General features: G+C 72.4%; 17 protein-coding genes. 7 read left to right on the plus strand and 10 right to left on the minus strand.

All coding sequences use genetic code 11. From position 1 onward, the window contains the following. Positions 1–45 precede the first annotated feature (45 nt). The 3 genes from pdxA to WMF26_RS37650 form a co-directional block, all read right to left on the minus strand. Positions 46–1,155 carry a 4-hydroxythreonine-4-phosphate dehydrogenase PdxA gene (gene pdxA / locus WMF26_RS37640; protein ID WP_437996652.1) on the minus strand — a complete coding sequence of 370 codons (1,110 nt, stop codon included), beginning with the start codon at positions 1,153–1,155 and terminating at the stop codon, positions 46–48. After that, complete coding sequence (locus tag WMF26_RS37645) at positions 1,152–2,096, minus strand: winged helix-turn-helix domain-containing protein (protein ID WP_437996653.1); 945 nt, start codon at positions 2,094–2,096, stop codon at positions 1,152–1,154. Before WMF26_RS37645 ends, pdxA begins: the two co-directional genes overlap by 4 nt. Positions 2,097–2,202: 106 nt before the next feature. Further along, complete coding sequence (locus WMF26_RS37650) at positions 2,203–3,648, minus strand: TldD/PmbA family protein (protein ID WP_437333027.1); 1,446 nt, start codon at positions 3,646–3,648, stop codon at positions 2,203–2,205. Between the two features lie 547 nt (positions 3,649–4,195). Here WMF26_RS37650 and WMF26_RS37655 point away from each other — a divergent pair. Next, on the plus strand, positions 4,196–6,952 hold the full coding sequence (locus tag WMF26_RS37655; RefSeq protein ID WP_437996654.1) for a tetratricopeptide repeat protein: 2,757 nt from the start codon (positions 4,196–4,198) through the stop codon (positions 6,950–6,952). 99 nt (positions 6,953–7,051) lie between these two features. Then, positions 7,052–7,873, plus strand: a complete 822-nt coding sequence (locus WMF26_RS37660; protein WP_437996655.1) for a hypothetical protein — start codon at positions 7,052–7,054, stop codon at positions 7,871–7,873. On the opposite strand, the gene WMF26_RS37665 is transcribed toward WMF26_RS37660, so the two are convergent. Continuing rightward, positions 7,861–8,826, minus strand: coding sequence for a uroporphyrinogen-III synthase (locus WMF26_RS37665; RefSeq protein WP_437996656.1), 966 nt, complete (start codon positions 8,824–8,826; stop codon positions 7,861–7,863). The genes WMF26_RS37660 and WMF26_RS37665 overlap by 13 nt on opposite strands. An 82-nt stretch (positions 8,827–8,908) precedes the next feature. Between WMF26_RS37665 and WMF26_RS37670 the strand changes: the two genes are divergently transcribed. After that, complete coding sequence (locus WMF26_RS37670) at positions 8,909–9,202, plus strand: hypothetical protein (RefSeq protein ID WP_061624355.1); 294 nt, start codon at positions 8,909–8,911, stop codon at positions 9,200–9,202. A 107-nt stretch (positions 9,203–9,309) separates the two neighbouring features. On the opposite strand, the gene WMF26_RS37675 is transcribed toward WMF26_RS37670, so the two are convergent. The 3 genes from WMF26_RS37675 to WMF26_RS37685 all read right to left on the minus strand — a co-directional run bounded on the left by WMF26_RS37675 (position 9,310) and on the right by WMF26_RS37685 (position 13,395). After that, entirely contained in the window at positions 9,310–9,852 is a 543-nt protein-coding gene (locus WMF26_RS37675; RefSeq protein ID WP_437996657.1) for a TerB family tellurite resistance protein, read from the minus strand. 82 nt (positions 9,853–9,934) lie between these two features. Continuing rightward, positions 9,935–13,096 carry an MXAN_5808 family serine peptidase gene (locus WMF26_RS37680; RefSeq protein ID WP_437996658.1) on the minus strand — a complete coding sequence of 1,054 codons (3,162 nt, stop codon included), beginning with the start codon at positions 13,094–13,096 and terminating at the stop codon, positions 9,935–9,937. 86 nt (positions 13,097–13,182) lie between these two features. After that, on the minus strand, positions 13,183–13,395 hold the full coding sequence (locus WMF26_RS37685) for a twin-arginine translocase TatA/TatE family subunit (RefSeq protein ID WP_437333033.1): 213 nt from the start codon (positions 13,393–13,395) through the stop codon (positions 13,183–13,185). 351 nt (positions 13,396–13,746) lie between these two features. Between WMF26_RS37685 and WMF26_RS37690 the strand changes: the two genes are divergently transcribed. The 3 genes from WMF26_RS37690 (at position 13,747) to WMF26_RS37700 (ending at position 17,059) form a co-directional block, all read left to right on the plus strand. Next, a complete protein-coding gene (locus WMF26_RS37690; RefSeq protein ID WP_437333034.1) occupies positions 13,747–14,391 on the plus strand; it encodes a hypothetical protein in 645 nt (214 codons plus the stop codon). 137 nt (positions 14,392–14,528) lie between these two features. Continuing rightward, positions 14,529–15,185, plus strand: a complete 657-nt coding sequence (locus WMF26_RS37695) for a DUF2760 domain-containing protein (protein ID WP_437996659.1) — start codon at positions 14,529–14,531, stop codon at positions 15,183–15,185. Continuing rightward, positions 15,182–17,059 (plus strand): Hsp70 family protein, encoded by a 1,878-nt coding sequence (locus WMF26_RS37700; RefSeq protein ID WP_437996660.1) that lies wholly within the window; start codon positions 15,182–15,184, stop codon positions 17,057–17,059. The genes WMF26_RS37695 and WMF26_RS37700 overlap by 4 nt, the downstream gene beginning before the upstream one ends. Positions 17,060–17,119: 60 nt before the next feature. Here the strand turns inward: WMF26_RS37700 and WMF26_RS37705 are convergent, their stop codons facing one another. Further along, positions 17,120–17,563, minus strand: a complete 444-nt coding sequence (locus tag WMF26_RS37705; RefSeq protein WP_437996661.1) for a hypothetical protein — start codon at positions 17,561–17,563, stop codon at positions 17,120–17,122. A gap of 802 nt (positions 17,564–18,365) precedes the next feature. Here WMF26_RS37705 and WMF26_RS37710 point away from each other — a divergent pair. Next, positions 18,366–19,742, plus strand: a complete 1,377-nt coding sequence (locus WMF26_RS37710) for an amidohydrolase family protein (protein ID WP_437996662.1) — start codon at positions 18,366–18,368, stop codon at positions 19,740–19,742. Between the two features lie 46 nt (positions 19,743–19,788). Here the strand turns inward: WMF26_RS37710 and WMF26_RS37715 are convergent, their stop codons facing one another. Together WMF26_RS37715 and WMF26_RS37720 are read right to left on the minus strand one after the other, a co-directional pair. Then, positions 19,789–22,230 (minus strand): GH36-type glycosyl hydrolase domain-containing protein, encoded by a 2,442-nt coding sequence (locus tag WMF26_RS37715; RefSeq protein WP_437996663.1) that lies wholly within the window; start codon positions 22,228–22,230, stop codon positions 19,789–19,791. A 373-nt stretch (positions 22,231–22,603) separates the two neighbouring features. Then, the gene (locus WMF26_RS37720; RefSeq protein WP_437996664.1) at positions 22,604–23,362 is read right to left on the minus strand and encodes a hypothetical protein; all 759 of its coding nucleotides are present in this window, start codon (positions 23,360–23,362) and stop codon (positions 22,604–22,606) included. Positions 23,363–23,738: the final 376 nt, after the last annotated feature.

The raw sequence follows: 23,738 nt of genomic DNA on the forward strand, positions 1-23,738 counted from the left end.
AGACGTCGGCGAGCGTCGGCGAGCGTCGGCGAGCGTCGGCGAGCGTCAGCGCGCCGCCGCGAGCTGCGCCGCGAGCGCGATCGCCTCGCGCATCCCGCGCGGGTCGGCCTTGCCCGTGCCCGCGAGATCGTACGCGGTCCCGTGGTCGACGCTCGTGCGCACGATCGGCAGGCCGAGCGTGACGTTCACCGCCTCGCCGAAGCCGAGCAGCTTGCTCGGGATCGTCGCCTGGTCGTGGTACATCGCGACGACCCCGTCGAGCGCGCCCCGCGCCGCCAGCCGGAACGCCGTCTCCGCGCCGAGGGGCCCGCTCAGCTCCGCCGCCGAGCCCGAGCGCGCGAGCCGCCGCGCCGCGAGGCGGATGCCCGGCGCGATGCGCAGCTGCTCCTCGTCGCCGAGGAGCCCGCCCTCGCCGGCGTGCGGGTTCAGCGCGGCGACGGCCACGCGCGGCTTCTCGCGGCCGAGATCGGCGAGCAGCCGCGCGAGCCACACCGAGGCGCGCGCCACCTCGCGCGGGCTCACCGCCTCGGGCACGTCGCGCAGCGGCACGTGGGTCGTCACGAGGGCGGTCACGAGCTTGCCCGAGGCGAAGGCCATCGTGACCTCGCGCGCGCGGAGCCGCCGGCCGAGGTGCTCGGTGTGCCCGAGGAAGTCCGCGGACCCCGGCGCGCCGCTCGTCGCGATCGCGTGCTTCGACGCGGGCCCCGTGACGAGCGCCGCCGCGACGCCGTCGCGGACCAGGTCGGTCGCCTCGTCGATCCAGGCGAGCTGCGCCGCGCCGTCCTCGGCCTCGGGCCGACCGAAGGCGCTCGGCCGCGAGAGCCGCGCGCTGCCCGCCCAGATCCCGATCGCGCCCGGCGCGAGCCGCTCGATCGCGGCGCGCCCATCGACCACGACCAGCCGGCGGGCCGCGACCCGGACGAGCCGCGCGGCCCGCCGCAGGACCGCCTCGTCGCCGACGAGCACGCAGCGCACGCCCTCGACGGACGCCGCGCCGGCCACGGCCACCTCGGGGCCGACGCCGCTGGGGCAGCCGACGCTGATCGCGACGATCGGCGCCGCGGCGCCGCGCGAGGGGCCGCCGCGCCCCGCGCCGCCGCGCCCCTTGGCGGCGGTCGTCCGGGCAGCACCGCGGCGACCAGGCGACGTCGTCATCGCGTGACGCGCCGGTCGCGGCCGGGCGTGGCGGCGTCGTGCGCCGACGACGCCGACCGGCGCTCTGCGCGCGCGGCCTCCTCGTCGTCCTCGTCCTCGTCGTCCTCGCCGTCGTCGCCCTCGGCGTCCTCGTCCTCGTCCTCGTCCTCGTCGCGCGGCTCCCCGCGCTCCTCGCCGTGAGCCTCCGCACCGGCGGCGCCGCGCGGCGCCGTGCGGGCCGCGTCGCCGCCCTCGGGCCCCCCGGAGCCGGGCAGCGGCGACTCGAGCCGGTAGCCGGCCCCGCGCAGCGTGACCAGCGGCAGCGCCGCGCCGAGCTTCGCCCGGAGGCGCCTCACATGGATGTCGACGGTCCGCGCGCCGCCCTCGTACTGGCTGCCCCAGACGCGCCGGAGCAGCTCTGTCCGCGACACAACCTTCCCGCGGCGTTCGCACACGTACGAGAGCAGCGCGAACTCCTTCGCGGTGAGCGGCACGTGCATGCCGCCGACCGACACGTCGTGGGCCGCGCGGTCGATGACGATCGCGCCCACCTTCACCCGCTCCTCGGTCGCGAACTCGCTGCGGCGCCACTCGACGAGGCGCACGCGCGCGTAGAGCTCGGCCGGCACGTACGGCACGAGCAGGAAGTCGTCGAAGCCGCTGGACGGCTCGATCCGCGCGATCTGCGCGACGCTCACCGCGACGAGCGCGCCGACCTCCTCGAGGCGGGGCTCGCGGCGCAGCGCGCGCAGCGCCGCCGCCGCCAGGTCCGGCCGATCGAGCGCCTCGACGACGATCGCCCGCGCCTTGCTCTCGTCGTCGTGGAAGAGCCGCGGTGGATCATCCCAGAGATCCAGGGTTCGAACGTCAGCGCCCAGCGAGCGCAAGACCGATGCGGCGCCCTCCTCCCGCTCCAGGTCAGGTCCGTGTCCGACGATGGCAATGAACGAACGACGCGCCATGTCCGCCCCGTATACGGGTGTCACGGCGCGCCGACAAGACGCACCGCGCTAAACCCACCCATGCTGCTGCGGCGCTTACATTCCCCCGGGGCTCCAGCCTAGAAAATCAGCCGATCCGCGTCCCGCCGACCGTGATGCGATCGATCTTGATTGTGGGGCAGCCAACACCCACCGGAACGCTCTGTCCGTCCTTGCCGCACGTCCAGATGCCGTCGGAGGTGGCGACGTCGTGGCCGAGCATGGTGACGCGCCGGAGCACCTCGGGGCCGTTGCCGATGAGGTTCACGCCCTTCAGCGGCGCGGTCAGCTTTCCGTCCTCGATGAGGTAGCTCTCGGTGAGCGAGAAGACGAAGTCGCCGTTCGAGATGTCGACCTGGCCGCCGCCGAACTTCTTCGCGAAGACGCCCCGCTTCACGGACTTCACGATCTCCTCGGGATCGTGCGGGCCGGCGAGCAGGATGGTGTTCGTCATCCGGGGCATGGGCGCGGAGGCGAAGCTCTCGCGCCGCCCGTTGCCGGTCGGCGTGAGCCCGTAGTGCCGGGCCGAGAGCCGGTCGTGCATGTACCCGACGAGCTTGCCGTTCTCGATGAGCGTGCTGCGCTCGGGCTCGTTGCCCTCGTCGTCGACGTTGATCGTGCCGCGCGACTGGAGGAGGGTCGCGTCGTCGACCACCGTGCAGAGCGGGCTCGCGACGTCGCTGCCGACCCGCCCCGCGTAGTTGCTGGTCCCCTTGCGGTTGAAGTCCGCCTCGAGCCCGTGCCCGACGGCCTCGTGGAGCAGGATGCCGCTGTCGCCCGGGGCGAGCACGACGTTCATCTCGCCGGCGGGCGCCTCGCGCGCGTCGAGCATCGCGACCGCCTGCCGCGCCGCCTCCTTGGCGTGCCACTCCGGCGACCTGTCCTCGAAGTAGGCCGTCGTCATTCGCCCGCCGCCGCCGCTCGAGCCTTCCTGGCGCTTGCCGTCGCGCTCGGCGATCGCCCGCACGCCGAAGCGGATGAGCGGCTGGACGTCGTGCGCCATCCGCCCGTCGCTCGTGGCCACGAGCACCTCGCGCACCTCCTCGACGAAGCTGGCCTCCGCCTTGATGATGCTGGGGTCGTAGGCGAGCGCCGCGGCGCTCGCGCGCTCGAGCAGGGCGCGCTTCGCGAGCCCGGGGGCGTCGAGCGAGATGCTGGGCAGCTCGTAGCGGCTCGGCAGCTCGCGCCGCCGGAGCTCGATCTTCTCCGTCCCGCCGGAGCCGGTCGCGATCTGCGCCGCCGTCTCGGCCGCGCGCCGCATCGCGTCCCACGTGAGGTCCTCGGTGTAGGCGTACCCGGTCGCGTCGCCCCGCTGGACGCGGACGCCGACCCCCATCGACACCCCGCGCGACGCCGCCTTGAGGATGCCCTCGTCGAAGGTGAACCCGCCCCCCGCCCGGTACTCGAAGAAGAGGTCGGCGTAGTCGCCCCCCTTCGACAAGGCGACCGACAGGAGCCGCTCGCAAAGCGCGGCGTCGACGGCATTTTCCTCTCCAGGAGCGAACGGGGCGCGGTAGGCCTGGCTGCGCGACATGGTGCCCAACTCTAGGTCCATTCGCCGGGGCGGTCGAGACGCGGCAGCGCTCCGGGCGCCCCTCCCCGGCCGCAGGGCTGCGGAGATGTATGCAGAAATGTGCAAGAAGGCCGCTCGACTGCTATGGTTTGAGCCGTCCTCGCGTCGACGGCGGCGTTTGCCGCCTTCTCCGCGATCTTCGCGAATCCCCGGCCGCTCGGCGCGCTCCTACGACGTCACGATGTAGGGCGCGCTCGTCGACACGCCTCGACCGGACCGCCCAGCGTCCGACCGGGGCGGGGGGCTCGCGGCCACCGCGTCAGGCGGTCGCCGCATCCCCGCGCGGGGATGCCCCGCAGGGGTTTGCCCCCGCGCGGGTTTGCCCGCGCGGGTTTGTGAAGAGCGCACGCTGCAAACAAGCACCTTGGCGGTAGCTTCGGAACTTCCGAAGCCGCGCGCTTGTACGTGGTAGCGGGATTGGCTAGGTGTTTTTAGAAGGCGAAGCGAGGGCTCCCGGCGGGGCGCCCGAGCGCCGCCTCGCTGTCCTCAGTAGGAGATTCCCATCGCCGTGGCGGTCGATCGCGACAAGGTACTCCAGACCGCGCAGAAGCTTGTCGAGCGGAAGCGCTACGACAAGGCCATCGTCGAGTACCAGAAGCTGGTCGCGGAGGATCCGAAGGACGTCCGGACGCTGCTCAAGATCGGCGACCTCTACCTGAAGACGGAGGAGTACGTCGAGGCGATCACCACCTACGAGCGCGTCGGCCAGTTCTACTCGCTCCAGGGCTTCGCGCTCAAGGCGATCGCCGTTTACAAGCAGATCCGCGAGATCATCCACAAGCACGTCCCGCAGTACGAGGACCGCTTCGGCCACATCGTCCCGCGCCTCGCCGAGATCTACACGCAGCTCGGGCTCACGAGCGACGCGCTCGCCGCCTACGACGAGGTCGCGACGCGCCTCCTCCGCGCGGGGCGCGACCGCGACGCGATCGACATCTTCAAGCGGGTCGTCGACCTCGACCCGAACAACCCGCTCGCCTACCTCCGGCTCGCCGAGGCGCTCATCCGCGTCCGCGACTACGACGGCGCGATCCAGCGCTTCGGGACGGCGGCCGAGCTCCTGCTCAAGCTCGGCCGGCGCGACGACGCGCTGAAGGTGGTCGAGCGCCTGCTGCAGCACCGCCCGGACGCCCGCTTCGCCCGCATGGCCGCCGAGATCTACCTCGATCGCGGCGATCCGAGCGACGGGATGTCGGCCCTCACCAAGCTGCAGATCGCGTTCAAGGAGAACCCGCGGGACCTGGAGACGCTGGCGCTCCTCGCCCGGGCCTTCGACCTGCTCGGGCAGCCGGCCAAGGCGATCGAGGTGCAGAAGGAGTCGGCGCGCATCGCCAAGGAGGCGGGGCGGGCCGACCAGTTCGCCGCCCTGGTCGCCGCCCTGGTCGCGCGCGCCCCGAACGACGAGGGCGTGCGCCAGCTGGCGGCCCAGCTCGTGCCCTCGTCGCGGGGCACGCGCGCGTCGATCGACGTCGAGCTCGACGAGGACGACGAGGACGAGGCCGAGGAGCTCGAGGTCGAGGACGTCGAGCCCTCGTCCGCGGCGCCGATCCCGCTGCGCGCGGCGCAGCCGTCGACGGCCCCGGTCACGAGCCCGCGGCAGCTCGTCGCGCACGCCGAGAGCCTCCGGCGCGAGCGCCAGTACGACAAGGCGGTCGCCCTCCTGAAGGGCGGCGTCGCCCGGCTGCCGGCCGCGCGCGAGCTGCGCGAGAAGCTCTGCGACATCCTCATCGAGGCGGGCGACCAGGACGGCGCCATCGAGCAGATGCTCGCGTTCGCGCAGCAGCTGTCCGGCGAGGGCGCCGTCGACGACGCCGCGCGGCTCCTCGACGAGGTGCTGCTCCTCGAGCCCGGCCACGCCCAGGCGACCGAGATGCTCAACCTCCTCGGCTACGCGGTGCCGCAGGAGGACGAGCTCTCCGACGAGGAGCACACCGGGGCGGAGATCTCGCCGACGGCCAACGACGCGTACGCGTCCGAGGTGCCGAGCCAGGACCTCTACGATCCCGACGCGCCGCTGCCCGCGTACACCCTCGACGAGGACGGCGTCGTCGAGGCGCTCCCCAGGCGGCCCGAGCTCGTCACGCACCTCGACGATCCGTTCGCGAACGAGCCGCCGCTGCCGAGCTTCCCGATCGACGACGTCGAGGAGGTCGAGGACGTCGAGCCGCTCGAGGAGCTGGAGGACATCGACGACGAGGAGGAGACGGCGTCGGTCCACCCGAGCCGGTCGCCGGCGCACCCGCTGGCCGTCGCCGCGTCGCAGGCGCCGCCGGCGCCCTCCTCGATGCCGCCGCCCCCCGTGCTCGCCCCGCCGCCGGCCCTGTACAGCCCGGCGTCGGTCCGGCCGGCGTCGGTCCGGCCGGCGTCGGGGCGCTCCGTGCCGCCGGGGTCCGGGCGTCGCGCGGACGCGCTCGACGAGGACGCGCTCGAGGAGGTCGAGTTCTTCGCGCAGCACGGGATGTTCGAGGAGGCGCGCAACATCCTCGAGGAGCAGCTCGCGCGGCTGCCGAACCACCCGCTCTTGATGGAGCGGCTGCGCGAGGTCACCGAGCTCGCGTCGGAGACGCGCGGGGAGCGCGCGGCGACCGACAACGAGAGCGGCACGCGGGCGGTCCCGCGCGGCAGCGAGCGGCCGGACGAGGACCGGGCATTCGACATCGCCGAGTCGCTCAAGATGATCGACGAGCTCGAGGTCGCGCCGGGCTCGGTGACGGGCGTCCAGGACGATCCCCGGCAGATCAGCGTCGAGAGCGTCTTCGAGCAGTTCAAGGCCGGCGTCGCGGCGCAGATCTCCGAGGGCGACGCGTCGACGCACTACGATCTCGGGGTCGCGTACAAGGAGATGGGCCTCTACGCGGACGCCATCGCCGAGTTCGAGCTCGCCGCCCGCGACCCCGGGCGGGAGTGCGTCTGCCAGTCGATGATCGGCGTCACCTACCTCCAGATGGGCAACATCGAGGCGGGCATCGACGCGCTCATCCGGGGGCTGCACGCCTCGCACAAGACGGTGGAGCAGGAGCTCGCGCTGACGTACGAGATCGCGGACGCCTACGAGATGCGCGGCGTCCCCGAGCAGGCGCTCTACTACTTCCAGCGCGTCGCCCGGATGAGCCCGAGCTACAGCGATCCGCGCGGCAGCGTCGCGGAGCGGCTGCGCCGCATCGACGTCCCGAAGCCGGCCGCGCGCGCGGTCGGCGCCGAGATGATCGCGGACGAGTTCGACGCCGCCTTCGACGACCTCCTCCCGAGCGGCAAGCTGCCCTGAGCGCGGCCGGCGCTTCGCGCGCGAGGCGCGCGGGGCCCGGCGCGCCCACGGAACGCCAGAAATTGGGCCCTGGCCGGCGCCCTCATGTACCGGAGGTGCATGAACCGACCGCTGCTCTTCGCCGCCCTCACCTCGCTCCTGGCCGCCGGCTGCGGCGCCGGGATCGGAACGAACGCTCGAGCTGGCCGCCCGCAGGACGCCGCCGCCAGGGCAGCGGACCAGGCAGAGCGCGAGGCCCCGGAGCGCGCGAAGGGCGAGGCCGACGCGAGCGCCCCGGCCGCGGAGGAGGCGCCGCCCGCGCGCGCGCCCGGCGATTACGTGGCCTACCGGTTCTCGGGCAGCTTCAGGAAGACGCCGCTGCTGCTCACGCAGCGGGTGGTCGCGCGCGAGGGGGACGTCCTCGTGGTCGACGTGACCCTCGAGGACGGCAAGGAGACCGAGGCGCTGCGCGTCCGGATGAGCGACGCGCCGAGCCGGCGCGGCGAGATCCTCGGCGCGGCGTGGATCGACGGCGGCGCCGAGCGGCCCGCGACCCTCGCGGCGTACGACGCGATGATGGCCAAGACCGCGCTCGCCGCCGACGAGAACGAGGAGGTGCTCGGCACCGAGTCGGTGAACGTCGAGGTCGGCGGGGGCGCCATCGCGTGCCAGAAGACCAGCTTCCGCGTGCGCATCGGCAGGACGAAGGCGACGATGCGCACGTTCCAGAGCGACGACTTCGCCTGGGGCGACGTGGGCGGCGAGATCACCGCCGAGGACGGGCGCGTGCTCTACCGCGCCGAGCTTGTCGACCGGGGCCACGCGGACGCGCGGCCGAGCGCGCCCGCGGCGGCCGCCGGCGCGGAGCCCGGCCTGGCGCCGCGGCCGGCGACGGTGGCGCGGTCCGAGGACGACGGCGAGGGCGACGACTACGAGGACTGAGCCGGCGGGGGCGCGTCGCCCTGGCTCTCCTTGCGGGCGAGGACCTCGCCCGAGCGCACGGCCGCCGCGCGGACCAGGTGGCCCATCTTCGGGTGCTCGGGCTCGACGTCGGGCTCGATGCCCTCGGCGCGCAGCGCCTCCGTGCAGACCGGCCCGATCGACGCCACCATGCCCCGCGCGAGCCCGGCGCGCAGCCGGTCGACGAGCCCCTCCTCGGCCGCCACGAGGAGCGCGTGCTCGACCTGCGCGCGGCTCGTGAAGAGCGTGATCGCCGCGCCGCCGTCGGCGAGGAGGCGGAGCGCCTGCCGGAGCGCCGAGGTGTCCTCCGGGAGCGCCCAGCGGTACACCGGCACCGGGGTGACGCGGGCGCCGGCCGCCTCGAGCCCGGCGTAGAGCTCGTGGCTCGGCGCGCCGTGCTCCTGCACGGCGATGCGCTTGCCGCTCAGGTCGCCGAGCCCGCGGACGACATCGATGATCTCTCGCCAGGTGTTCGGCTCCGGGACGGTGACGAAGCGGGTCACGCCGAGCTCGCGCAGCGCCGCGGCCGGCTTGGGGCCGCGCACGACGAGCTGCACCGACGAGAGCGCCGCGGCCATGAGGGATACGCCCTGGGCGCCTGCGTCGGCGTCGGGCGCGCCGTCGCCGCCGTGGCCCGGATCGAGCGCGGGCGCCGCCTCGGCCACGAGCGCGCGGGTCCCGACGCCGGTCATCAGGATCACGAGGTCGAGCTCGGCGCCCGCGAGGCGCCGCGCGAAGTCGAGCGCGCGCTCGTTCCGCTCGATGGGCACCTCGCGGAGCGTCGGCGCCGTGACGGGTACACCGCCGTACCGCTGGATCAACGAGGCCATCTCGGCGGCGCGGCGGCTCTCGAAGGTGATGACGCGGCGCCCAGCGAAGTCAGGCGACGCGGGACGGGAGGGACGGTCGTTCGGGGGGTGCGTGGGCGTGCTCACCCGCGCAGCATAGCCCGGGTCCAGCGCAGGCGGGTTTCGGGCGGTTGACCAGTTTGCTAAGCTCCCTCCTGTGAGCCATCCGATGAGCAACGAGGCTGGCGGGGTCCAGGGGAGCGGGCTCTCGCGTGCGACTTCGGAGAACGACGTCGGCCCCGATCCCGTCATTGGCGCGGGCATCGCGCTGCTCGGCATCTTTCTGATGGGGGTGGGCGGCGCGCAGGGCGCGCACTACCTCTTCAACTTCGGCACGCTCGTGGCGGTGCTCGGGGCCGTCCTGTTCGTCCTCTTCGTGACGCTGACGGCGCTGAAGCAGCGCCGCGCGAGCCGCGCGTCGAGCCCCGACGCGGGCGCCGAGCAGCGAGACGCGCGCGACTGACCGCGCAGCCAGGCGGCGCGGCCGATCATGCCGGGATGCCGCTGCTCAGGCGGGCGGCGCGGCGGATCGCGCCGGGATGCCGCTGCGCAGGCGGGCGGCGCCGCTGATCACGCCGGGGCGCCGCCGCCGGGCTCGCCGCGCTCGTCCGGCGGGGCCGGGGAGCCGGCCTGCACGGAGAGGTCCGGCTCGATGTCGGCGAGCGAGACGCCGAGCTCCTCGGCGATGCTCTCGATCTCGGCCCGCTCGGCCGGCGTGGGCGCGCCGTCCGCCGCCGCGAGCCGGATCAGGAGGCGCACGACCTCCACCCGCTCGCTCGCGTTGCAGAGCGCCTTGAGCTCGCGGTAGCAGCGATCGACCTCGCCCTCCTGGAGCGCGGGCAGCTTGCCCTGGAGGGCGTTGAACACCGCGTCGACCCCGCTCGGCGCGAGGCCGTCGACGTGCGTGAGCAGCTCGCGGAGCAGCTCGTCTTCCTTGTCGGAGAACCGGCCGTCGACGCAGGCGACCTTGCCGAGCAGGACGATGACGGTCGCGATGTAGCGGAGGACCACCGCCTCGTCGTCCGGGAGCGCCGTACGGAGCTCCTTCAGGAGGGCGTCGAGGTTCGGGAACGAGCCCCCCTGCTTCAGGCCCAGCCAGGCGAGGAGTCCCACGGGATGAGGCTACCAGATCCTCGCCGGGCAGGGCAGCCCGGCGGCGCACCGCCCTCGACGACCGTCATCCATGCCAGCCGCCTTAGTCCTCGCCCCCGCGGTCCGCAATCCAGTCGTCCACCGGGTTGTCGGACTTCGGGGTCTTCAAGATCGAGCCGTCGGCCCCGTCCTTGCGCACCACGAGCGTGCGCCGCGTGGTGGTGTCGGGCGTCTCGCGCGCGACCACGGTGATGACGTTCACCCCCGGCCGGAGCGGCGCCTCGAACGAGAAGTCGGCCTTCTTCGGGTCCGCGCCGTCGCGGTTCGACTTGTAGTAGAGCTTCCGCGAACCGACGAAGATGAAGGTGTCGAGGAGCCGCTCGCTGTCCGCGGCCGTCCCCGTGATCTTCACGGTGTCGGCGGTCGTCGCCAGCGCCGCGGCGGCGATGTCGAGCGTCGGCGGCGCGTGCGAGTAGACGTCCTCGAACGCCACCGCCGCGGGCGCCGTCCCGCCGCCCGGGCCCACCTCCCGCGACGCGACGAACGCGAAGCGGCCCGCGCCGAGATCGACCTTGAGGAACCCGCCGGGCGCCTCGCCGAGCACCTTGACCACGGCGCCCGAAGGGAGCCGACCGAAGCCGCGCGCGCTCGCCTCCGGCGACGGGAGCAGCGTCGCCCCCTGCGCGCCGGCCTTCACGGTGGAGCCGCCGCCCGTGAGCTGCACGCGCGGCGAGATCGGGATCTTCACCTTCTCGCTGGCGAACTCGCGGAGATCGCGATCGCCCACCGAGAGCGAGAGGGTCGCCTCGGGCTCGGACAGCTGCGGCTCGACGTCGAAGCTGAAGACCACCTTGCGCACGTCGCCCGGCTTGATGTTCGAGACGTCGAAGCGCCCCGCGTGCAGCAGGAGCCCGTCGCCGGAGAGGTTCGCGATGTTCGCCTGCGTCTCGTACGACGGCCCCTTGCCGACGTTCTTGACGGTCAGGTACATGCTGACCCGCTCGCCCTTCTGGATGAGCCCGTCGCCGTTGCCCTCGCGGTCGTCGACGATCTGGTAGGCGTACTGGAAGAGCGGCCGGTCGAGCGCGCGCACCGTGGGCCGGATCTCGACGGCGGGCGGCTCCGGCGCGCCGGCGACCTCGAACTTCACCTTGAGCCCGTCGCTCCGCGAGAGGGCGTCCATCGGGATCTTGCAGACGCGCTTCTCGTTCGCCTTCCGCGGCCTCGTCGAGCCGACCTTCCGCCCCTCGACCTCGCACCAGCCGAGCGGCGCCTTCGCCGTCTTCGTCTGGCCGGGGCCGATCTTGCCGAAGATGAGCTCCTTGCTGTCGAAGTACAGGTTGTCGCTCTCCGTCGTCCCGCGGAGGCGGTAGACCGGCTGCTTGCCGTTGTTCTTGACCGTGACCTTGAGCTCCATCGGCTGGCCGGCGACCACCTCGGCGTTCGGGCGATCGGTCTCGACCTTCACGTCGAGCTCGGACTTGGCCGCCGCCGTCGCGGCCGCCGTCGCCGCGGCCTCGGGCGCGTCGGACCAATCGACGCCGAGCTTCGCCAGCTCGGCCGCGACCTTGCCGAGCTCCTCCTTGCCGACCTGCTCGATGTAGTCGTGCACGGCCCGGAGCTGCTGGATCCTCGGGGTGCTCGGCGGCATCCGCGTCGCGAGCTCGCGCGCGAAGCGGATGGGGAAGTCGAGGGCGAAGTCCTCGTCGATGTCGCCCCCGCGATCGCGCATCGCCTCGCGATCGGCGCTCGTGAGCTGGTAGCGGACGACCTCGGACGGCTTGCCCGCCGCCGCCGCCCGCGCGTTCGAGAGGTGCGCCGAGAGGTCGCGCTCCCGGATCCCGTCCTTCTGCACGGTGAGATCCATCTCGAGCTCGTCGACCGTCATCGGATCGAGCTCGATGTCCGGCGTGACCCCGACGCCCTGGATCGAGATGTCGCCCGGCGTCAGGTACTGCGCGATCGTCAGCTTGAGGGCCGCCTTCTCCGCCGTGACGTCGGGGAAGACGAGCTGCACGCTGCCCTTGCCGAACGTCTGCGAGCCCACGATGACGGCGCGATCGTTGTTCTTCAGCGCGCCCGCCACGATCTCGCTCGCGCTCGCGCTGTTGCCGCTCACGAGCACCACGATCGGGTACGGCGGCTCGGTGCCGGGGCCCTTGGCGCGCTTCTCCTCGCGCCCCTCGGAGGCGCCGACCGTCGAGACGATGACCCCGTCGGCGAGGAACTTGTCGGCGATGCGCGCGGCCTGATCGAGCAGGCCGCCCGGGTTGCCGCGCAGGTCGAGCACGAGCCCCTTCAGGTGGCCCTTGGCGCGCAGCCCGTCGAGCGCCGCGTCGAGCTCCGCGGTCGACGTCGCCTGGAACGTCTTGAGCCGGACGTAGGCGATGCCGCCGTCGAGCGCGCGCGACTCGACGGACCGGACCTTGATCACCTCGCGGGTGAGCTCGAAGGCCTTCGGGCCCTGCCAGCCGCCCTCGCCGTCGCGGGTCACCCACACGGTGACCGCGGTGCCGGGATCGCCGCGGAGCCGCCGCACGGCGTCGTCGAGCGGCATGTTGAGCGTCGACTCGTTGTTGATCTTCACGATCCGATCGAGCCGCTTGAGCCCCGCCCGGCCCGCGGGCGTGTCGGGCATCGGGTTCAGGACGGTGAGCATCTGGTCGCGGATCGAGATCACGACGCCGAGCCCGCCGAACGCGCCCGACGTGGAGAGGTTCATCTCCTTGTACGCCTCGGGGCTCAGGAACGACGAGTGCGGGTCGAGCGTGTGCAGCATGCCGTTGCACGCGGCGTACTCGACGTCGCGCAGATCGACCTCCGTGCCGCGGAGGTTCTTCTGCAGGAAGGCGAAGACCTCGCGGAGGCGCGCGGAGACGTCCCAGGGGCCCTGGATGTTGTCGATCCGGAACTTCTTCTCGCTGGTCTCGACGCGGACGGTGACCTCGTTGGGGTCCTCGTTGAGGACGATCACCTGCGCGACGTCGCGCTGCACGGCGTTCAGCGCCGAGAGCAGCATCTCCTTCGGCTTGACGCGATCCGGCTCGACGTACTTGTCCCGGATCATCTTGAGCGTCTCGTTCACGGCCTCGAGGCGGGTGAGGTCGTACGGCGCCTTGGCCACCTGACCGGTGACCGCGAGCGCCGGCTCGAACCCACGCCAGAGCCCCCCGGGGCCGAACTGAAGAACGAAGTACGCTGCCAGCGGGAACGCGGCGGAGACAACGAGCGCCTTGACGATGCGCTCCAGGAGTCGGTGGGGCATACGGCGATCGAGTATAGACGCGCGCCGGCGAGCGTCGACCGACGTCGAGCCGCCCCGCCCTCGAGCGCCGCGATCCGGCGCGGGCGCTACACGGGCTTGTGGGTGTCCTCTTCCTTCACGTCGGGCTTCGCGGGGAGCTGCTTGGCAGCTTCGTCCTCCTCGTCGTCGCGGATGCCCTTCTTGAAGTTCCGGATGCCCTCGCCGATCCCCTTGCCGATGTCAGCGATCCTCCCCGCGCCGAAGAGGAGCAAGGCGAGCCCGATGAGAAGGGCGATTTCCAGCGGTCCGATGCGGCCCATAGCGATCTTCCCTCGAAGGCAGCCGCGCGCGCGGCGACAGGTGGCGGGCCACCGCCCGACACCGGTGGAGCCATACCACCCATCCTCCGCACGGGCAATGCAGCGGTTCGGTGCCTCGAAACCCGTGCTAGGCTCGCTCAACCGGCTTCGCTGGCGGAGACAGGACGCGCGCGCGCACTCGCTCCGCCAGCGGTTCACAAATCGAGAACGGCGCGACGGCTCAGCCAGGGCCGCCGGCCAGCCGGCCGGACCGGACGCGAGCGCGACGCGCGGCCGGCGGCGGTCCAGCGCGGGAGCCCTCGCGGGCCCCGCGACCATCGAGACGGGGAAAACACGATGCCCATCAACCGCATGAATCGAAAGGCAGCGCAGTATCTGGCAGGAGCGTCGGTGGCGGCGGCGGTGCTCGCCGGCGCTCCCGAGCGCGCGAGCGCCCAGCAGACGAGCGACCAGGTGAGCGTCGACGGCAAGGGGATCGTCGGCGGCGCGCTGCTCGGCGGCGAGGTCGTGATGCTGACCATGGGGGCCGTCGGGGTCGAGCGCGCCTGGCCGTACCTCGTCTTCGGCGGGCTCGGCGCGGTGGGGGGCGGCGTCGCCGGCTACTTCATCGAGGCCTCGGAGCCGCCCGCGGAGGTGCCGCTCTACATGCTCGCCGGCGGCATGGCGCTCGTCATCCCGACCCTCGTCGTCACGCTCAACGCCACCGCGTACAAGCCCCCGGCGAGCGACCAGAGCGAGCCGATCCGCAACGAGCCGGCCGCCGAGCCTCCCCAGCCGGGCGTCAACGTCCAGATCACGTCGGACGCGGCGCCGCTCCTCCGGGGCACCCGCTGGGAAGAGCCCCGGCTCGGCCTCGTCGACGTCACGCCGCGCCGGGTCGCGCTCGGCATGCCGGCGCTGTCGCTCAGGCCGCTGTACTCGCAGGACGAGATGTTCAGGTTCGGCGTGGCGCAGGGGCACGAGCTCCGCGTTCCCGTCCTCCGGGCGTCCTTCTGACCGGGGCAGCGCCGGGCCGGACGGCGATCCTTCCGACCGGGGCAGCGCCGGGCCGGACGGCGCGCCGGGCCCTCCGCCCCCCTGCCCGGCGCGCCGGTCTCTGTACCCAACGCGACGCTCGGCGTTAGGCTCTCGCCGTGGCCGATCTCCACGATCCCCCGCTCCCCTGGTCCACGCGGCTCTGGTTCGCCTTCGCATGCTTCTTCCGCGTGCTGTTCGATCCGCAGTTCGCGGCGCGGGCCTGGCAGGCGCGCGAGGCGGTCGCCCTGCCGCCGGCCGAGCGGGCCGAGCCGCGCCAGCTCGAGCGAGCCGAGCCGCACCAGATCGAGCGAGCTCGAGCCGCCGGAGCGCCGCCCGCCGCCGAAGCCGCGGAGAGGGCGCCTGCGCCCGCGGCGGCCGCGCCTGCGGCCGCGCCCGGCGTGAGCTCGGCGCTCCAGCTGCTCTCGCTGCTGCAGCGCGAAGGGCGGCTCGTCGACTTCCTCGAGCAGGACATCGCCTCCTTCGGCGACGCGGACGTCGGCGTGGCGGCGAGGATGGTCCATGAGGGCTGCCGCAAGGCGCTGCGCAGCCACGCGAAGCTCGCGCCCGTGCGGCGCGAGGAGGAGGGGGCGAAGGTGACGCTGGAGGCCGGCTACAACCCGTCCGAGGTCAAGCTCATCGGCAACGTGTCCGGGAGCGCGCCGTACCGAGGGGTGCTGCGCCACCGGGGCTGGCGCGCCGACGAGCTCTCGCTGCCGACGCCGATCGCCGGCCACGACGCCAGCGTCATCGCCCCCGCGGAGGTCGAGCTGTGAGCGCGCGTTACATCATCGGCATCGATCTCGGCACCACCCACTGCGCGCTCGCCTACGCGCGCCTCCCCGAGGACGGCGCCGACCCGCGGCTCGCGCCGTCGCCCGAGGTGCTGGCCGTGCCGCAGCTCGTGGCGCAGGGCACGCTCGAGGCGCGGCCGCTCCTGCCCTCCTTCATGTACATCCCCCACGAGAGCGAGGGCGTCCAGGCGCTGCCGTGGGACGCCGAGCGGCGCTTCGCGGTCGGCGAGCACGCCCGCGCCCGCGGGGCCGACGCGCCGGCGCGCCTCATCTCCAGCGCGAAGAGCTGGCTGTGCCACCCGGGCATCGACCGGCGCGGGCCGACGCTGCCGGTCGGCGCGCCCGAGGACATCGAGAAGATCTCGCCGGTCGAGGCGTCGTGGCGGTACCTCGAGCACCTCACCGAGGCGTGGGACCACCTGTTCGCGAAGGACGACCCCGAGCTCGCCCTGGCGAAGCAGGAGATCGTGATCACCGTGCCCGCGTCGTTCGACGCCGCCGCGCGCGAGCTCACCGTCGAGGCGGCGAGCGCCGCGGGGTTCGAGGACCTCACGCTGCTCGAGGAGCCGCAGGCGGCCGTGTACGCCTGGATCGACGCGGCCGGCGAGGCGTGGCGCAAGCACCTCCAGCCAGGCGACGTGCTGCTCGTGGTCGACGTCGGCGGCGGCACCACCGACTTCTCCGCGATCGCCGCGGTCCCGCGCGACGGCTCGCTCGAGCTCGTCCGCGTGGCGGTCGGCGACCACATCCTGCTCGGCGGCGACAACATGGACCTCGCGCTCGCGCACGTCGTGAAGGCCAAGCTGGCGGCCGAGGGCAAGGAGCTCGACCGCTGGCAGATGACGTCGCTCACCCACGCGGCGCGCGTCGCCAAGGAGCGGCTGCTCGGCGATCCGTCGATGACCGAGGCGCCGATCGTGATCGCCGGCCGCGGCTCGAAGCTGCTCGGGGCGTCGATCCGGACGGCGCTCACGCGCGACGAGATCACGCGGACGCTCGTGGACGGGTTCTTCCCGGAGGTCCCGTCCTCCGCCCGCCCGGCGACGCGCGCGCGCGCCGGCCTGACGCAGCTCGGCCTGCCGTACGCGCAGGACCCGGCGATCACCCGCCACCTCGCCGCGTTCCTGGGGCGGCAGGCCGGCGCGACGGCGAAGCTCGAGGGCTTCGTCCCGAGGGGCGCGGAGGCGGCCGAGGCCGGCCGCGCGCCGCTGCTCCTGCACCCGACGGCGGTGCTGTTCAACGGGGGCGTCATGAAGAGCGCGGCCCTGCGCGAGCGGCTGCTCGCGACGCTCGGCGCCTGGCTCGAGGAGGACGGCGCGCCCCGGCCGCGGGTGCTCCCGATCGACGACCTGGATCTCGCGGTCGCGCGCGGCGCCGCCGCCTACGGGCTCGCGCGGCGCGGCCGGGGGCTCAGGATCCGCGGCGGCACGGCGCGGGCCTACTACGTGGGCATCGAGGGGGCCGTGCCCGCGGTGCCCGGCCTGGAGCCGCCGATCACCGCGCTCTGCCTGGCGCCGTTCGGCATGGAGGAGGGCACCGAGGCGACGCTGCCGCCGCAGGAGTTCGGCGTGGTGGTCGGCGAGCCGGTGCGCTTCCGCTTCTTCAGCTCGTCGGTGCGCCGCGACGACCAGGCGGGGACCGAGCTCGAGGACTGGAAGCCCGGCGAGCTCGAGGAGCTCTCGCCGATCGAGGTCACCCTGCCCGCCGAGGGCCGCCGCGAGGGCGACATGGTGCCGGTGCAGCTGCGCGCCTCGGTCACCGAGGTGGGGACGCTGCTCCTCGAGGCGATCCCGCGCGAGGCGCAGAAGCCGAACGAGCGCTGGCGGATCGAGCTGTCGGTGCGCGCCGAGGCGTGACGGCCGGCGCGGAGCCGATCCGGGGGTCGGACCGGCTCCGCGGGCCTCAGGGCGCGGGGCTCACTCGCCCTCGTCGGCGGCGCACGCGTCGCCCTCGGCCTTGCAAGCGCCCCCGTCGGTGAGGGCGGCCGCGACGCCGCAGGCCTTGCACTCCGCGCTCGGCTGCTCGGCGGTGCCGGCACAGCTGTCGAAGCAGGGATCCCCCTCGGCCGCGCCGCACTCCGTACAGATGCACGTCGTGACGGCCTCGTACTCGTCCACCGAGGACTCGCACAGATCTGCCGGGTCTTCATCGCCGAGCAGCGGCGCCGAGCAGGTCACGCACTCCGTGCCGGCTCCGCCCTCGTTGCTGCCGCCCTCGTTGCTGCCGCCCTCGCCGCCCGCGCCGCCCGTGCCGGTCGTCCCGGACGTGGCGCTCGTGCTGCTCGCGGTGGTCCCGCCGCCCCCTTCGGAGTCATCCCCGCACCCCGCGGAGAAGGCGGCCGCGCCAAGGATGAGAGCCATCGAGCCAACGCTGATAAGTTTGATATTACGCATGATGTCCTCCAGCGCGCTTGAATGAGCGCCAGTCGTCAAGAGTCGCTTCGTCAGCCGGTCCCAACGGGACCCGCCGGTCGCGGCCTATCCCGCGCGCCAGCGGCGGCACACTACTCCACCCCGGCTGTGACGCTCAACTATCTCGAGGCGGCTCACCAAATCGACTTCCCGCGCTTCGGCCGATCCAGTGCGACCCAAACACCAAGGCATGAGCTTCCTTCTCGGACGAGCCCGGCGGCGCCTGCACGGCTCAGGAATCGCCTGACGCCGGCGCCGCGCCATCGCACCACCGAAGTCGTCATCCTGTGGAGAGCGTCCATTGCCGCGACCACGGCGCCTGCGCTCACGCGCGCTGCGCACCTGCAAAGGGTTCGGGGCGCCGGGCCGAATCCAGCAAGTCGCGAGTTACGAGCCTCCCTGTGCTCCACGAAACGCGGCGCGCCGGAGCCCGGACAGGCGCTGGGCACGCGCCGGCGGCGCCCGCGGCGTCGCCGCGACTCGATGCATCGAGCGAATCTGGAGATGGAGGCGGACGTCGACGGGAGCGCGCCTTGTTGAAGGTGGAAGTTGGAAAACGCTCGTGATCGCGGCCCTGCGGGCCGGAGATGCTATGATGAGAGGTGCGACGCGCGCAATCGCGCACGATCGCGGCATCCGGCCTCGCCCGCGGGCGCGCGCGCTGGGCGAGAGCGATACGGCTCCACGCGCGTCGCGGGGCTCCGGCGATTCGCGTGGCCCGTCGCGGTCGGGGGACACGGGGGAGGGCACGATGAGCTTTCGGTTGCGCGTGTGTCTGTTGGCGGCGCTCGCGGGCTTGTGCGCCTGCGCGAGCGCGCCCGTGCAGTGGCCCTCGCCGGAAGGGCCGCCGAAGCTCCCGCCCGCGCGGGAGCTCAACCCCCCCGCGCGGCCGGACGCCGCGCATTCCGTCGCGATCGTCGGGGCCACGCTCGTGGACGGCCGCGGGGGGCCGCCCGTGCGGGACGCCGTCGTCGTGGTCCGCGGCGACCGCGTCGTGGCCGCGGGCGCGCGCGCCGCCACGGACGTCCCGGCCGGCGCGGAGCTCGTCCGCGGCGCGGGGCTCTGGGTCCTGCCTGGCCTCATCGACGCGCATTTCCACCTCGGCGGCGACGACGGGCTGCCCGGCCTCGTCCTCCGGCGCGGCGTCACCTCGCTGCGCGAGCCGGGGAACTGGATCGAGGCGTACGACGCCGCGCGCCGGCTCGGCCCGGTGCCACGGCTCTTCTTGACGGGTCCGATGCTCGACGCGCCGGCCCCTGCCTACCCAGAGAGCGCGATGCTGGTGCGCGACGCGGCGGAGGCGCGCTGGGCGGTCGAGCAGCTGGTCGAGCGCGGGGCGTCGGGGATCAAGGTCTATTTCCGGCTGCCGCTCGGGCTCGTCGAGGCCGTCGCGCAGACCGCGCACGCCCGCGGCGTGGTCGCCGTCGGCCACCTGGAGACGGTGGACGCGGCGGCGGCGGCCCGGGCGGGGCTGGACGGCATCGAGCACATCACCTCGCTGGGGACGGCGCTCGTGCCGCCGCGCGAGGCGGAGCGTTACCGGCAGTCGGTGATCGCCGAGAACGAGGCGCGCTTTCCTGGCCGTTACGAGATCTTCCGCGGCATCTCGCTCGGAGCGCCCCGGACCGCCCAGCTGCTGCGGCTGCTCGCGGCGCGCGGCACCTTCGTCACCCCCACGCTCGCCATCTTCGAGCGCCGCGCTGGCGGCCAGGGGGTGACCGAGGTCGAGGTGCGCGGCTTCGAGACCATGATGAAGCTCACCGCCGCCGCCCGCCGCGCCGGCGTGCGGGTGGTCGTCGGCTCTCACGGCGCGGTGCCGGGCGCCGCGCGCGGGTGGGCGTATCAGCGCGAGATGGAGCTGCTCGTCGAGAGCGGCCTATCGCCGATGGAGGTCCTCGTCGCCGCCACGCTGGAGAACGCCAGGTATCTCCGCATCGACGATCGGCTCGGCAGCGTCGAGCCGGGCAAGCTCGCCGACCTCGTCCTGCTCGAGGGCGACCCGCTCGCCGACATCCGCGCGATGCGCCGCGTGAATCGGGTCATGTTGAACGGGAGGTGGGTCGCATCATCGCAGGGCGATCACCCCCCTACCTCCCAAAGCTCGTCTCTGATCGTCCGCCCACGGTAGGCCCCGGGGAGGTCGGCAAGACCTCCCCGGGAACCAGGGGCGAGCGTCAGCCCATCTCGACTTCGACGCGCACCGTCGCGCCGGCCTGGGCCAGCGGGATGACGTTGCCCGAGACCGTCTTGCCGTCGACGGTCAGCTTCTTCACGCCCTTGCACACCCCCGAGTTCTTGACGCTGATCTCGTAGGTGGCGCCGCGGAAGCGGCGGGAGATGGAGAAGCTCTTCCAGGCCTTGGGCACGCACGGATCCAGCTTCAGCCCGTCGTACTGGGGCTGCACGCCGAGGATCCCCTGGCTGACGGACACGAAGGTCCACGCCGCGGTGCCGGTGAGCCAGGCGTTCTTCGCTTCGCCGAAGACCGGAGCGTCCTTGCCCGCGATCATCTGCGCGTAGACGTAGGGCTCGGCCCGGTAGGTCTCGATCTGGCTCTCCTTGGCCGAAGGACAGATGGAGAGATAGTACTCCAGCGCGCGCTCCCCCTCGCCGAGCAGACACCAGCCCAGGTGGATCCAGGTGTTGTTGTGGCAGAAGATGCCGGCGTTCTCCTTCACGCCCGGCGGGTACGAGGTGACCTCCCCGAGCTCGAGGTGGTAGGTCGAGTACGCGGGCTGCTGCAGCACGATGCCGTTCTTCGTGTAGAGGTGCTTGTGCACGCTCTCCATCGCCTGCCTGGCGCGGCCGTTCTCCGCGCCGGCGCCGCCGAGCACGCACCAGCCCTGGCTCTCGATGAAGATCTTGCCCTCCTCGTTCTCCTTGCTCCCGACCGGCCGGCTCTCGGCGTCGTAGGCGCGGCGGTACCACTCGCCGTCCCAGGCCTCCTTCTCGACCACGGCCAGCATCTCCGCGTAGTGCCCGCGCATCCGCTCCGCGTCGGACTTCTGGCCCATCCAGTCGTACAGGGCGGCCATCTCGCGGCTGGCGTAGAGGAAGAGGCCGGCGATCATCACCGACTCGGCCTTCGAGTCCTTCACGTCGCCCGCGGTCTGGAAGCTCTCGTTGGGCTCGGTGCTGAAGCAGTTCAGGTTGAGGCAGTCGTTCCAGTCCGCGTGGCCGATCAGCGGCAGGCCGTGCGGGCCGCGCTTCTTCATCGTGTACGCGATGGACGTCTCCAGGTGGTGCAGGAGGTCCTCCTTGGAGCCCTGCTTATCGGCGTAGCCCACCGCCGCCTTGAGGATGCCCTTGTCGCCGGTCTCCTTGATGTACGCGCACGTGGAGAGGATGAGCCACAGGTGATCGTCGTAGAAGTCGCCGCCGATGTCGGCGTTCCCCTTCTTCGTCAGCGGCTGGTACTGGTGGTAGCAGGTGCCGTCGCTCAGCTGCGTGGCGGCGATGTCGAGGATGCGCTGGCGGGCGCGCTCGGGGACGAGGTGCACGAAGCCGAGGAGATCCTGGTTCGAGTCGCGGAAGCCCATGCCGCGGCCGATGCCGGTCTCGTACATGCTGGCCGACCGCGAGAGGTTGAAGGTCGCCATGCACTGGTACTGATTCCAGGTGTTGAGCATGCGCCGCGCGTGCTCGTCCGGGCAGTCGGCCTGGAAGTTCGCGAGCAGCCCCGCCCAGTCCTCCTTCAGCTGAGCGAACGCCCCGTCCACGACGCCGGGCGCCGAGTACTTGGCCAGGATCTCCTTGCCCTTCTGCTTGTTCAGGACGAAGGGCGCCTTGAACTTGGGCAGATCCCCCTGGTCCACGTACGAGAGCACGAAGCTCAGGGTCTCGCTCGCGCCGGGGGCGAGCGAGAGGCTCACCTGGTGGCTGCCGATCGGGTTCCAGCCGAACGCCTTCGAGTTCGTGGCCTTGCCCCGGAGCGGGACCTGTGCCTCGTGCAGGCCGTGGTGGACGCTGCCGCAGAAGGCGTCGCGGCTCGTGTCGAACCCGTCGATGGCCCGCGTGCAGGCGAAGAGCGTGTAATGGGAGCGGCGCTCGCGGTACTCGGTCTTGTGGTAAATGGCGCTCCCGTCGATCTCCACCTCGCCGATCGAGTAGGTGCGCTGGTAGTTCGTCATGTCGTTGAGCGCCTCGAAGAAGCAGAACTCCTGGAAGGAGAAGAGCTGGATGTCCTTCTTCGAGCCGCTCTTGTTGGTGACCCGGGTGCGCCAGATCTCGACGTTCTCGCCGGGGACGATGAAGTAGAGGACCTCCACCTCGACGCCGTTCTTCTCGCCCGTGATCTTCGTGTATCCCAGGCCGTGGCGGCACTCGTAGCGATCGAGGGCCGTCTTGAGCGGCTTCCACATGGGGTTCCACACCACCCCGCCGTCGTTGACGTAGAGGTAGCGCCCGCCGATATCCATCGGTACGTTGTTGTAACGATACCGGGTGAGCCGGCGCAGCTTGGCGTCCTTCCAGAACGTGTAGCCGCCCGCGGTGTTGGTGCAGAGGCCGAACATCTCGTCCGAACCCAGGTAGTTGAGCCAGGGCAGCGGCGTGTCGGGCCGGGTGATGACGTACTCGCGGCTCTCGTCGTCGAAGTGGCCGTACTGATTGCTCATGGACGCGCGGTCTCCGTGGATTCGGTGGAGTCGAAAGCTGGGTCGAAAGCGGAGGGCTTCTTCCCCATCAGCGACAGAAAAAAACCCGGCGGCAGAGCTGCCCCCGGGTTGGTTAAGCCGATGATTGTTGGGCTTGGGGCCTCCGAGCAAGCTCAGAGGGCCGCCACTCTAGACCCCAGCGGCTCCGGTTGTCAACGGGGCCTGCGGGCGCGTCCGGGGGCGGTTTTCCGGCAGGAACGCGGCGCTCCGGCGCGCTCCAGCGCACCGCTCGTGTGCGGCAGACAACCGCGAATTACAGCGTGGGAAGATTTTTGCATAGCGCTTCTCGGCGGCGATCCGGAGGTGGGCGCCGGGCGCCTGCTGGCCCGGACAATCAGTCGTCGTCCGACCGAGCCTCGTCGGGGAGCACCAGCCTGCCAATGGCCACCTGGCGCACCGCCGCCGGATAGTAGGCCGTGACGGCGGCCGTGCTCCACGTGTGTCCGACGACGGCAGCGGCCGCGTTCGTGTAGAGGCGCATCACGCCGTAGCCCGCGCCGGAAGCCCAGCGGCCGCCCGAGGAGTACCTGGAGTCGGACGAGCCGTGTTGGAAGTTCGTCGAGTCGACAACGCTCACCTCGTACTGGAACGTGCCCGCGACGAGGGGGCTCGCCGGGAGCTTCAGCCTCGGCGCCCGGCGGAGGATCGCGACGTGCCCCGTCGCCGACTCGCCCTCTGGATAGCGGATGGCCATGACGTCGCCGGCGCGGGCGTCCCGGAGGTCGCGGATCCTCTCGAACCCGTTCTCGTCCACGATGGCGTCGTAATAGGCGGCCGCGCTCGGGCTCCGGCTGCCCAGCCAGTCGTCGAACGACGACTCGGTCCAGCCGTAGCTCCGCTTGAGCAGCTGCGTCAGGAAGGTGGCGCACTGGGTGCGGTTCGCGTAGCGCCGCGCGCCGGCGACGCCTGCCCAGGATATGAAGCTAGGAGTCGAGTTGTACTCGTTGTTCTCAGGATCGATGTTGTCGACGAGGCGCTCCGCCCAGTCGAGGTGCTCGACGCGGTGCGCAGCCGCAGCGCGCGGCGAGAGCCACGCGAGACACGAGAGAACGAGACAAGCGATCCCCACAGGACGACGACGAACGCTCGCCATGACCCACCATGCAATGCAATGAGTTGTTCGGACCGGCGCGTCGCACTCAGCGCGCGTATTCCCGTGATGTATTAACCATCATCGCGATACATCGTTCAATATAAATTTGCAGCACAAGCGATTTTGGGAGTCGCTTGTCCCACAGGCGCACAGAGAGACAGGCGCCCTCGCGCGCCATGCGACTCACGAGGCGACGACGCGACAGGACATCGCATCGCATCGCACCGCGGCCGACGGGCCGACGCGACCGACGCGACCGACGCGACCGACGCGACCGACGCGACCGCGGCAACCCACATGGCCCGCGCGGCCCGCGCGGCCCGCGCGGCCCGCGCGGCAAACGTGGCAAACGTGGCGAGCCTCGCAATCCCGGCGC

The sequence above is a fragment of the Sorangium sp. So ce185 genome (assembly GCF_051526825.1).
GTDB classification, from domain to species: domain Bacteria; phylum Myxococcota_A; class Polyangia; order Polyangiales; family Polyangiaceae; genus Sorangium; species Sorangium cellulosum_D.